General features: G+C 65.1%; 10 protein-coding genes. 8 read left to right on the forward strand and 2 right to left on the reverse strand.

The genetic code is table 11. The annotated features are described in order from the left end of the window. The first annotated feature begins 135 nt into the window (after positions 1-135). On the forward strand, positions 136-1,029 hold the full coding sequence (locus ACODS5_RS22135) for a 1-aminocyclopropane-1-carboxylate deaminase/D-cysteine desulfhydrase (protein ID WP_489109653.1): 894 nt from the start codon (positions 136-138) through the stop codon (positions 1,027-1,029). Here ACODS5_RS22135 and ACODS5_RS22140 read toward each other — a convergent pair. Beyond that, positions 1,020-1,565: a cytochrome b gene (locus tag ACODS5_RS22140; RefSeq protein WP_134693918.1), complete on the reverse strand. Its 546-nt coding sequence runs from the start codon at positions 1,563-1,565 to the stop codon at positions 1,020-1,022. The genes ACODS5_RS22135 and ACODS5_RS22140 overlap by 10 nt on opposite strands. Before the next feature lie 173 nt (positions 1,566-1,738). On the opposite strand from ACODS5_RS22140, the gene ACODS5_RS22145 reads away from it, so the two are divergent. Continuing rightward, complete coding sequence (locus ACODS5_RS22145) at positions 1,739-3,358, forward strand: WG repeat-containing protein (RefSeq protein ID WP_489109654.1); 1,620 nt, start codon at positions 1,739-1,741, stop codon at positions 3,356-3,358. Positions 3,359-3,399: 41 nt separating this feature from the next. Here the strand turns inward: ACODS5_RS22145 and ACODS5_RS22150 are convergent, their stop codons facing one another. Next, entirely contained in the window at positions 3,400-4,380 is a 981-nt protein-coding gene (locus tag ACODS5_RS22150) for a DUF1853 family protein (protein ID WP_489109655.1), read from the reverse strand. A 43-nt stretch (positions 4,381-4,423) separates the two neighbouring features. Here ACODS5_RS22150 and ACODS5_RS22155 point away from each other — a divergent pair, with 43 nt between their 5' ends. From ACODS5_RS22155 to pepN, 6 genes are read left to right on the forward strand one after another with little or no spacing between them, the layout of a single operon-like run. After that, the gene (locus ACODS5_RS22155; RefSeq protein WP_134693921.1) at positions 4,424-5,314 is read left to right on the forward strand and encodes an NAD(+) kinase; all 891 of its coding nucleotides are present in this window, start codon (positions 4,424-4,426) and stop codon (positions 5,312-5,314) included. Next, the gene (locus ACODS5_RS22160; protein ID WP_489109656.1) at positions 5,314-6,285 is read left to right on the forward strand and encodes a metallophosphoesterase; all 972 of its coding nucleotides are present in this window, start codon (positions 5,314-5,316) and stop codon (positions 6,283-6,285) included. The genes ACODS5_RS22155 and ACODS5_RS22160 overlap by 1 nt, the downstream gene beginning before the upstream one ends. Further along, positions 6,282-7,166, forward strand: a complete 885-nt coding sequence (locus tag ACODS5_RS22165; RefSeq protein WP_489109657.1) for a rhomboid family intramembrane serine protease — start codon at positions 6,282-6,284, stop codon at positions 7,164-7,166. The genes ACODS5_RS22160 and ACODS5_RS22165 overlap by 4 nt, the downstream gene beginning before the upstream one ends. A 13-nt stretch (positions 7,167-7,179) precedes the next feature. Next, positions 7,180-7,440: a YeaC family protein gene (locus ACODS5_RS22170; protein WP_134693924.1), complete on the forward strand. Its 261-nt coding sequence runs from the start codon at positions 7,180-7,182 to the stop codon at positions 7,438-7,440. Beyond that, positions 7,437-8,267 carry a DUF2797 domain-containing protein gene (locus tag ACODS5_RS22175; protein WP_046854727.1) on the forward strand — a complete coding sequence of 277 codons (831 nt, stop codon included), beginning with the start codon at positions 7,437-7,439 and terminating at the stop codon, positions 8,265-8,267. Before ACODS5_RS22170 ends, ACODS5_RS22175 begins: the two co-directional genes overlap by 4 nt. Before the next feature lie 13 nt (positions 8,268-8,280). Continuing rightward, the gene (gene pepN, locus ACODS5_RS22180; protein ID WP_489109658.1) at positions 8,281-10,938 is read left to right on the forward strand and encodes an aminopeptidase N; all 2,658 of its coding nucleotides are present in this window, start codon (positions 8,281-8,283) and stop codon (positions 10,936-10,938) included. Positions 10,939-10,988 lie beyond the last annotated feature (50 nt).

Here is a 10,988-nt window from a genome sequence, read left to right on the forward strand (position 1 = left end):
CCTCCTGAAGTCGCGAAGTTACGGGCGGCGCTTGCACTGGCGCAGCTGTCGCTCGTGGGCTATGGCGCTAGCCTCTCGTTCGGCAACGGCAACGAGCAACACATCTGCATCTGGGCAATCAGATAAACTGCCTCCATGTCTGATTTTTCTCTCCCCCTAGCCCCCCTGCAACGCCTCGACCTATCTTGGTTACGCCACGCGGGAATCGAAGCTGCGGTCCTGCGCCTGGACCTGATCGACCCGCTGATCAGCGGCAACAAATGGTTCAAGCTGCGTCATCACCTCCTCGAAGCCCAGAAGGCCAATGCTCCAGGCCTGATCAGCCTGGGCGGCAACTATTCCAACCATCTCCACGCCCTGGCGGCCGCCGGCAAGCGTTTCGGCTTCGCTACCGCCGGGCTGTTGCGTGGCCACCCTCAGGAAACACCGACGGTACAGGACCTGCGAGCCCTGGGTATGGAGCTGCACTGGCTCGGTTTCGGCGGCTACCGCAACCGCCATGAGCCCGGCTTCTGGGAGCCCTGGCAGGCCCGCTACCCGGGCTGGCACTGCATCCCCGAAGGCGGTGGCGGCCCAGCTGGCGCGCAGGGCTGCGGGTTGATCGTCGGGCAATGCCGGGCGCAATTGGCAACGCTGGGCTGGATGGATTACGACGCCTGGTGGGTGGCGGCAGGCACCGGCACGACCTTGGCCGGTATGGTGCTGGAAGAGGCGGGCAGGCATAGAGTCCATGGCGCTCTGGCCGTGCCCTTGGACCATGGTGTACCGGAAACCGTCGCGGCGCTGGTGGGTGTGCACGGCTACCAGTTGCATGACGCCAGCCGTGGCGGCTTTGCCCGTATCGATGACGCGCTGCTGGCGTTCATCGCCGACACCGAACGGCAAACCGGCATGCCGCTTGAGGCTCTCTATACCGGCAAGGCCCTTTTGGCCCTGCGCGATCAGGTCGAGGCCGGGCATTTCGCTTCCGGCACCCGCCTGGTGTTCCTGCACAGCGGAGGCTTGCAGGGGCGACGCGGTTACTTGTAGGGCAGCATGCGCAGCAGCGTGTTGTCGCGCCGCACATAGTGGTGATAGAGCCCGGCCAGTGCGTGCAGGCCGATCAGCCAGTAGCCCCAGCTGCCGATACGTTCATGCCAGCCCTTGATGAACTTGCTCAGGTCCGGGTCGGGGGCGACGATCGCCGGCAGCTCCAGGCCATAGAACGGGATCGGCTTGTCGGCGGCACTGAGTATTGCCCAACCGGCCAGCGGCAGGCCGATCATCATCAGGTACAGCAGCAGGTGTACCAGGTGCGACAGCCCCGTCTGCCAGGCCGGAGGCCTGGGCACGATCGGCGGAGTGGGGCGTGACAGGCGCATGGCCAGGCGCAGCCAGACCAGCACGAACACCGTCAGCCCAAGCATGAAGTGCAGGTCTTTCATCAGGTCGCGTTCAGCGCTGCCCTTGGGGAACAGGCCGCGCAGTTCGATGCAGGCGTAGACGGCGGCCAACAGCACCAGCATCAGCCAGTGCAGGGCGATCGACAGACGCGCGTAATGGGTCGCGGGGGTGGATGAAACCATGGTGGGTCCTCGTCATCAGGTTGCACGGGCGCTCTTCTCGGCGCCTGACCTTCACTCTAATCGCTGGCGTGGAAATTTGTTTGCTTCAGATCTATCAAACATCGCCGACACAGCAAGCTGGGTGATGGCTTTTAGCCTGCACCTGATGACAATCGCACAAGGATCCTGTGTCAATGAAACACTTCATCAGTACCCCTCGGGTCGCGCTGTTCGGCGCCCTGTCACTGCTGCTCGCCGGCTGCGAGCAAGTCCCGGCGGTCAAGACGCCGCCGATTGCCGCCCTGACCATTCCGCTTTGCGTGAACGACGAATGTGCCGTGCTGGACCAGAACGGCGCGTTCCGGATTGCCCCAGGCAGTGAATTCACTCAGCTCTACACTCAACCCTTCACCGATGCCTTCATCTTCGGACGCGGCGACTATTGGCACCTGGCCAGCGGTGACGGCCAGCGGGTGATTCGCGCCGACCTCACCGATTCGCTCTACACCTTGACTCCCGGCCTGTTCGGCTATGTTCGCGATGGCAAGGTCGGGGTAATGGACGAGCAGGGCAAGGAAGTCCAGCCGCCGATCTTCGACACTGTCTATGTCGGTGGCGACAACGACTTCATCGTTTACGAGATCGACGAGTTGCGTGGCATCCTCACGCCCCAGGGCGAGAAGGTCAGCGAGGCGGTGTTCGACTCGATGTATGTGCGCGAAGATTTCGCCAAGCGCGGCAACTGGGTACTGGCCGAGCGCCAGGGTGAGAACTGGGGGTACAACCTGCAGACCAAGGTGTTGCGCAAGCTCGATTTCGACACCATTGTCAGCGCCGCCGACGGTCACCTGGTCGTCTCCCAGGAGGGAACTGCCGGCAAGGGGCTGGCGGATGCCGAAGGCAACCTGGTGATCCCACTTGGCCAGGGTTGGCTGGGCACGCCGGGCGGTGGTCTGGTGGCCTTCCGCGATGACTACGAGAAGCCGTGCGGCTACCTCGACTACCAGGGCAAGGTGGTGATCGAGGCGAAGTATCAGAACTGCGAGACCTTCGGCAAGGTTGGCGGCATGGTGCAGTTGCCGCGTACCGATGAAGACCGGGGCAAGGCCGGGATGATCGGGCATGACGGCAAATGGCTGATCGAGCCCGAGTACGATTCGATCGGCGACGCTGGCATGGGTTTGCTCGGCATGAGTGGCCATCGCCCCGGTTTCAACCATATCGGCAAGCTGCAGAACATGTTCCTGGCAACCTACGGAACCATCGACCTGGACCAGGGGAAGGTCGTGTTCCAGCCCACCTACAAGCAGATCGGCGTGGTCGCGCCCAAGCGCTATGCCTTCACCGAGCTGAAATCGCCGAAGAAGACGGTGGTGTTCCTAGGCATGCCGAGCGAAACCGACACCGTGGGCCTGATGGACGAGCTGGGCAAGGTGTTGGTCAAGCCTGAACAGTTCGTATCGTTCAAGCTGCTGGCTGATGGCCGCCACCTGCTGGCTGCCGAAGGCAGCAGGTCGGACACCGCGCGCGCGCTGTACGACCTCGACGGCAAGCTGCTGGTGCCCGCCAAGTGGCAGGACCTGGTGGTCGACGAGGCGCGTGGCGCGATCTTCGCCTATCGAGTCGAGGGCAATGGCGACGACGCCGTGCGTACGCTGCGCGCCCTGTATCGCCTGGATGGCAGCGTGGTGTTCGATACCAACCGCCTGCCTTGCGGCGCGGAACAGGTGGTCGACGGCAAGGGCCAGGTGCTGTGGCCGAAGGATGCCCAGGCGCATTGCCCGGCGCCTGAGCCTGTGGCCGAGGCGTCCTGAGGCCCGGTCTGCTGTCGCCGGTGAACCGGCGACAGTCTGCTTCAGCGTGGGGGGAGGTCCGGCCAGGTGTCGGCCACCAGAAACATCCGTTCGACCTCTTCCCATGTGCCGTCCGCCTGTTCCTCCACCCGGCTCAGCAGGTGTGCGTGGGTATCGGGCTCCAGCCCTTTGCGCCAGGCGTCGAAGCGCGCTGCGCTCCAGCAGGCCTGTGCTTCAAACCGCGCCGGCGCCAGCCAAGCGTGGCGGGGCAGGGGCTGCCAGCAGCCGTTTTCGACCTCGCTCCATTGCGATTGACGTAGCCAGCGTCCGCGCAGGTGCCGGGGGTTGGCTCCCTCTGGCGAGCGGGTCTGTCCTGACCGTGGGTAGAACAGGTAGCCGCCAAGCCACAGGTGGGCCTGCACCCGATCCAGGCCCAGCCCGGCCAGCACCGAGCGGCTGCGTGCTCCGCTCGACATGGGCAACTGGTGCTGCGCCAGGTGCGCCAGCTTGCGCCCCAGCCGGTCATGGCAACCGGGGCCGAGCCAGAGGTCCGGGTCGCCGCCGTCACCGCTTGGGGGGGCCAGGTAGAGCTTGATGGCCAGTTCCAGATGATGATCGCCCTCGCGGTCGCGCAGCAGAATGTCCAGTTCGCCCAGAGTATGCCCGCCGTCGCGGATCGCCAGGTTGGCCGCCAACAGTTCGATGCCCGGTGCCTGCTGCAGGGCAAACTGCCACAGGCTTTCGTAGTACAGGCCGAGCCGCCGGCTGTTAAGGCGTGCCAGCCAGGCCAGCAGCGGCCCAGGGGCCTGGTCGAGGTGGACGAGCCAGCGGCCCAGGGCCTGCGGGTCGTCGGCCCAGGCGCTGCCCTTGAGCGGGTGGCGCTGGGCGCAGGCGGCGTCCTCCAGCAGCGGCGGTGACAGCAGCGTCCAGGCCAGGTCGCGCACCGCGGGGTGGCGCAGCTGGCGGGGCAGGAGTTCGAGGTCGGCGAAGGGCATCATCCTGCGAGCATAGCCGGTTTGCCGCTGGCCAGTCCTTTCGCCCATAATCGCGCCATTGTCACCCGCCGCAGAGCTTTGCAGGAGCACCATGGAGCAATTTCGCAATATCGGTATCATCGGCCGCCTTGGCAGCTCCCAGGTGCTCGACACCATTCGCCGACTGAAAAAATTCCTCCTCGAGCGCCACCTGCACGTGATCCTCGAGGATGCCATCGCCGAAGTGCTGCCTGGCCACGGCCTGCAGACCTCCACGCGCAAGCTGCTGGGCGAAGTCTGCGACCTGGTCATCGTCGTTGGTGGCGACGGCAGCCTGCTCGGTGCCGCCCGCGCCCTGGCCCGACACAATGTGCCGGTGCTGGGCATCAACCGTGGCAACCTGGGTTTTCTCACCGATATCCGCCCCGACGAACTCGAGGAGAAAGTCGCCGAGGTACTCGACGGCCATTACCTGGTGGAAAACCGCTTCCTGCTGCAGGCCGAGGTGCGCCGCCATCACGAGGCCATAGGCCAGGGCGACGCGCTCAACGACGTGGTGCTGCACCCGGGCAAGTCGACGCGGATGATCGAGTTCGAGATCTACATCGACGGCCAGTTCGTCTGCAGCCAGAAGGCCGACGGCCTGATCGTCGCCACGCCCACCGGCTCCACGGCCTATGCGCTGTCCGCCGGCGGCCCGATCATGCACCCCAAGCTCGACGCCATCGTCATCGTGCCGATGTACCCGCACACCCTGTCGGGCCGGCCGATCGTGGTGGATGGCAATAGCGAGCTGAAGATCGTCGTGTCCAAGGACCTGCAGATCTACCCGCAGGTGTCCTGCGACGGCCAGAACCACTTCACCTGTGCCCCCGGCGACACCATCACGGTGAGCAAGAAGCCGCAGAAGCTGCGCCTGATCCATCCGCTGGACCACAACTACTATGAGGTCTGCCGCACCAAGCTCGGCTGGGGCAGCCGCCTGGGAGGCAGGGACGACTGATGTTCGATCCGGCGCGCAGTTTCGACATCATCGGCGACGTGCACGGTTGCGCACTGACCCTCGAACGCCTGCTCGACACCCTCGGCTACAAGCGGGTCGGTGGGGTCTGGCGCCACCCACGGCGCCAGGCGCTGTTCCTCGGCGACATCGTCGACCGCGGCCCGCGCATTCGCGAGGCGCTGCACATCGTCCATGACATGGTCGAGGCCGGCCAGGCCTTCTGCATCATGGGCAATCACGAGTACAACGCCCTGGCCTGGGTCACCCCGGCGCTGCCAGGTAGCGGCAAGGCCCATGTGCGCGAGCACACCCCGCGCCATGCGCGGCTGATCGACGAGACCCTCACCCAGTTCGCCCAGCACCCCGGCGACTGGCACGACTTCATCCAGTGGTTCTACACCTTGCCGCTGTTCGTCGACGCCGGGCGTTTCCGCCTGGTGCACGCCTGCTGGGACCCGCAGCTGATCGCGCCGCTGCGTCAGCAATACCCCGGTGGTTGTATCGACGAGCACTTCGTGCAGGCCTCGGCGGTGCCCGGCAGTTTCGCTTCGACCGTGTGCAACCGCTTACTGCGTGGCACCGACATGCGCCTGCCGGATGGCCTGACCCTGACCGGGGGCGATGGCCTGACCCGCGCCTTCTTCCGCACCAAATTCTGGGAAGAAGACCCGCAGACCTACGGCGATATCGTCTTCCAGCCCGACGCGCTGCCCGACGAAGTAGCCCGCACGCCGCTCAGTCACAGCCAGAAGAACGCCCTGCTGCGCTATGCCGAGGACGAACCGCTGCTGTTCGTCGGTCATTACTGGCGCAGCGGCCGGCCGGCGCCGATCCGCGCCAACCTGGCCTGCCTGGACTACAGCGCGGTGCTCTACGGCAAGCTGGCGGCCTATCGGCTGGACGACGAAACCCGCATCGACCCGCACAAGTTCGTCTGGGTCGATGTCGAACGCCCGCAGGCCAGCCAGTGAACGTGATCGAAGTGCTACGCCTGCCGTTGAGTGTCGATCTTGGCGGCTTCGTCGCCCTGCTGCGCCGTCTGCAGGTGCCGCATCGGGTCGTGGAGGAGGGGGAGGAGCAGGTGCTCTGGGCACCGCCGGCAATGGCCCATGAAGTACTGGAACTTTATCGGCGCTTCCCTGAGGGCAATGCCGACCTAGCAGCGATGCCCGAGCCTGTGGACGCCGGCATGCCGATCGCCCCGGCGGCGCCTTCGCTGAAGGAGCAGGCCCTGGCCTGCAAGGTCACCGCCGCGGTACTGATCCTGAGCCTGGTGGTCGCCGGGGTGACCGGCCTGGGTGACAACCTCTCGACCATTGGCTGGTTCACCTTCCTGTCGTTCAAGGTGCAGGGCGACTACCTGTACTTCACCCCCTTGCTCCAGGGCCTCGCCGAAGGCCAGTGGTGGCGCCTGGTGTCGCCGATGCTGCTGCACTTCGGCGTGCTGCACCTGGCCATGAACGGCCTGTGGTATTGGGAGCTGGGCAAGCGTATCGAGCTGCGCCAGGGGCCGTGGATGTTGCTGGGGCTGACGCTGTTGTTCAGCCTGGTGTCCAACCTGGCCCAGCATTTCACCAGCGGGCCGAGCCTGTTCGGCGGCCTGTCCGGCGTGCTCTACGGCTTGCTCGGGCATGTCTGGCTGTACCAATGGTTGGCGCCTAACCCGCAGTTCAATCTGCCCAAAGGCGTGCTGGTGATGATGCTGATCTGGCTGGTGATCTGCCTGAGTGGCTTGGTCGGTCAGCTCGGCTTCGGCCAGATCGCCAACGCCGCCCATGTCGGTGGGTTGCTCATCGGATGCCTGACGGGGCTCTTGGGTGGCGCGCTGGCGAGGCGTAAACTGACCGCCTGACTGAGGAGACAGCATGTCCACGTTCGCGCAAATGATCGAAAATATCACCCCCGAGATCTACCAGAGCCTGAAGACGGCCGTGGAAATCGGCAAATGGTCCGACGGCCGCAAACTGACCGCCGAACAGAAAGAGCTGTCGCTGCAGGCGGTGATCGCCTGGGAGATCAAGAACCTCCCCGAAGAGCAGCGCACTGGCTACATGGGCCCGCAGGAATGCGCCTCGAAGTCGGCGCCGATCGCCAACATTCTGTTCAAGTCGGACTCGGTACATTGATCGAACTCGCTCGTGGCTCTTTGAGCAAGATGGCGGTGCGCCTGGACGCACCGGTCGTTCAATACAGTTTCCGCCTGGATGACACCGAGGTGCCAGTCAATCCGCTGATCGGCCAGTCGATCCGCCTGGAGTACCTCGGCGCGATCCATTGCAGCCATTGCGGCAAGCGCACCAAGACCAGCTTCAGCCAGGGCTACTGCTATCCGTGCATGACCAAGCTGGCCCAGTGCGATGTGTGCATCATGGCCCCGGAACGCTGCCACTACGACGCCGGCACCTGCCGCGAGCCGTCGTGGGGCGAGCAGTTCTGCATGACTGACCACGTGGTGTACCTGGCCAACTCGTCGGGCATCAAGGTCGGCATCACCCGCGCCACCCAGCTGCCCACCCGCTGGCTCGACCAGGGCGCCAGCCAGGCGCTGCCGATCATGCGCGTGGCCACCCGCCAGCAATCCGGGCTGGTCGAGGACGTGCTGCGCAGCCAGGTACCGGACCGCACCAACTGGCGCGCGCTGCTCAAGGGCGACGCCGAGGTGCTCGACCTGCCGGCCATCCGCGAGCAGATCTTCGACGCCTGCGCCGACGGCATCCGTGCCTTGCAGGAGCGCTTCGGCCTGCAGGCCATCCAGCCGCTGCCCGACGCCGAGGTGGTGCAGATGCGCTACCCGGTCGAGGCCTACCCGAAAAAGATCGTCAGCTTCAACCTCGACAAGGACCCGGTCGTGGAAGGCACGCTGCTTGGCATCAAGGGCCAGTACCTGATCTTCGACACCGGCGTGATCAACATTCGCAAGTACACGGCCTACCAGCTGGCCGTGCTCCAGTAAAAGGATCGTCACCATGCGTACCGAACAACCGCAAGTGATCTACCTCAAGGACTATCAGGCCCCCGAGTACCTGATCGACGAGACCCACCTGACCTTCGAACTGTTCGAGGACCACAGCCTGGTCCATGCGCAGCTGGTCATGCGCCGCAACCCCGAGCGCGGCGCCGGCCTGCCGCCGCTGGTGCTCGATGGCCAACAGTTGGAACTATTGCGGGTATCGCTGGACGATGCCGAACTGCAGGCAGGCGACTACCAGCTCAGCGACGACAGCCTGACCGTGCAGCCCAAGGCCGAGCGCTTCACCCTGGACACCAGCGTGAAGATCCACCCAGAGAGCAACACCGCGCTGGAAGGCCTGTACAAGTCTGGCAAGATGTTCTGCACCCAGTGCGAGGCCGAGGGTTTCCGCAAGATCACCTACTACCTCGACCGCCCGGATGTGATGAGCACCTTCACCACCACGGTGATTGCCGAGCAGCACCGCTACCCGGTGCTGCTGTCCAACGGCAACCCGGTCGGCAGCGGCCCGGCCGAGGATGGCCGCCACTGGGCGACCTGGGAAGACCCGTTCAAGAAGCCGGCCTACTTGTTCGCGCTGGTGGCCGGTGATCTCTGGTGCAAGGAAGACACGTTCGTTCGCCAGTCAGGCCGCGATGTGACCCTGCGCATCTATGTCGAGCCGGAAAACCTCGACAAGTGCGACCACGCCATGGTCAGCCTGAAGAAGTCCATGCGCTGGGACGAGGAAGTCTACGGTCGTGAATATGACCTGGACATCTTCATGATCGTCGCGGTCAACGACTTCAACATGGGCGCCATGGAAAACAAGGGCCTGAACATCTTCAACTCGAGCTGCGTGCTGGCCCGCGCCGAGACCGCCACCGATGCTGCTCACCAGCGCGTCGAGGGCGTGGTGGCCCACGAGTATTTCCACAACTGGTCGGGCAACCGCGTGACCTGCCGCGACTGGTTCCAGCTGTCGCTCAAGGAAGGCTTCACGGTGTTCCGCGATGCCGAGTTCAGCGCCGACATGAACTCGCGCACGGTCAAGCGCATCGAGGATGTCGCCTACCTGCGCACCCATCAGTTCGCCGAAGACGCCGGCCCCATGGCCCACCCGATCCGCCCGGACAGCTTCATCGAGATCTCCAACTTCTACACCCTGACGGTGTACGAGAAGGGCGCCGAGGTGGTCGGCATGGTCCACACCCTGCTGGGCGCCGAGGGCTTCCGCAAGGGTAGTGACCTGTACTTCGAGCGCCATGATGGCCAGGCGGTTACCACCGACGACTTCATCAAGGCCATGGAAGACGCCAACGGCGTCGACCTGGCCCAGTTCAAGCGCTGGTACAGCCAGGCCGGCACCCCGCGCCTGGAGGTCAGCGAGGCCTATGACGCTGCCGCGCAGCGCTACAGCCTGACCTTCCGCCAGAGCTGCCCGCCGACACCGGGGCAGGTCGAGAAACTGCCGTTCGTGATCCCGGTGGCGCTGGGCCTGCTGGATGCCCAAGGTAACGACCTGCCATTGCGCCTGGCCGGCGAAAGCGCCGCCACTGGCACCAGCCGCGTGCTGTCGGTGACCGAAGCCGAACAGACCTTCACCTTCGAAGGTATTGCCAGCCAGCCGCTGCCGTCGCTGCTGCGCGGCTTCAGCGCACCGGTCAAGCTGGGCTTCCCCTACGACCGCGACCAGCTGATGTTCCTGATGCAACACGACAGCGACGGCTTCAACCGCTGGGAAGCGGGGCAGCAGTTGGCCGTGCAGGTGCTCCAGGAGCTGATCGGCCAGCACCAGCGTGGCGAAGCACTGTCCCTCGACCAGCGCCTGATCACCGCACTGGGCACCGTGCTCGGCAACGCGTCGCTGGACCCGGCCATGGTCGCCGAGATGCTCTCGCTGCCGGGCGAGGCCTATCTCACCGAAATCAGCCAGGTGGCCGACGTCGATGCGATTCACGCCGCCCGTGAGTTCGCCCGCCAGCAGATCGCCGAGCAGTTGTTCGATGCCCTGTGGGCGCGTTACCAGGCCAACCGCGACGTGTCGCGCAACACCGCCTACGTGGCCTCGGCCGAGCACTTCGCCCGTCGCAGCCTGCAGAACATCGCCCTGTCGTACCTGATGCTGAGCGGCAAGCCGCAGGTGCTCGAGGCGACCCTGGAGCAGTACGAGCACTGCGACAACATGACCGAGCGTCTCACGGCGCTGGCGGTGCTGGTCAACTCGCCGTTCGAGGCCGAGCGCGCCAAGGCCCTGGACGCCTTCGCCGAGCACTTCAAGGACAACCCGCTGGTCATGGACCAGTGGTTCAGCGTGCAGGCGGCCAGCACCCTGCCGGGCGGCCTGGCGCGGGTCAAGGCATTGATGCAGCACCCGGCCTTCACCCTGAAGAACCCGAACAAGGTGCGCGCGCTGATCGGTGGTTTCGCCGGGCAGAACCTGGTCAACTTCCATGCCGCTGACGGTTCGGGGTATCGCTTCCTGGCGGACCTGGTGATCGAGCTCAATGCGCTCAACCCGCAGATCGCTTCGCGCCAACTGGCGCCGCTGACCCGCTGGCGCAAGTATGACGACCAGCGTCAGGCGCTGATGAAGGGCGAGCTGGAGCGGATCCTCGCTTCCGGTGCGCTGTCCAGCGATGTGTACGAGGTGGTGAGCAAGAGCCTGGCGTAAGCCATTGGAAAGTCAGGGCCATTCCCACAGGTATCGCGCAGGCTTGAGCC

The organism is Pseudomonas sp. FG47 (assembly GCF_057809115.1).

Excerpts from the sequence above, each read along its gene's own strand:
- ACODS5_RS22135 (WP_489109653.1), top strand. The coding sequence starts at position 136 with ATGTCTGATTTTTCTCTCCCCCTAGCCCCCCTGCAACGCCTCGACCTA.
- ACODS5_RS22140 (WP_134693918.1), bottom strand. The coding sequence starts at position 1,565 with ATGGTTTCATCCACCCCCGCGACCCATTACGCGCGTCTGTCGATCGCC.
- ACODS5_RS22145 (WP_489109654.1), top strand. The coding sequence starts at position 1,739 with ATGAAACACTTCATCAGTACCCCTCGGGTCGCGCTGTTCGGCGCCCTG.
- ACODS5_RS22150 (WP_489109655.1), bottom strand. The coding sequence starts at position 4,380 with ATGGGCGAAAGGACTGGCCAGCGGCAAACCGGCTATGCTCGCAGGATG.
- ACODS5_RS22155 (WP_134693921.1), top strand. The coding sequence starts at position 4,424 with ATGGAGCAATTTCGCAATATCGGTATCATCGGCCGCCTTGGCAGCTCC.
- ACODS5_RS22160 (WP_489109656.1), top strand. The coding sequence starts at position 5,314 with ATGTTCGATCCGGCGCGCAGTTTCGACATCATCGGCGACGTGCACGGT.
- ACODS5_RS22170 (WP_134693924.1), top strand. The coding sequence starts at position 7,180 with ATGTCCACGTTCGCGCAAATGATCGAAAATATCACCCCCGAGATCTAC.
- pepN (WP_489109658.1), top strand. The coding sequence starts at position 8,281 with ATGCGTACCGAACAACCGCAAGTGATCTACCTCAAGGACTATCAGGCC.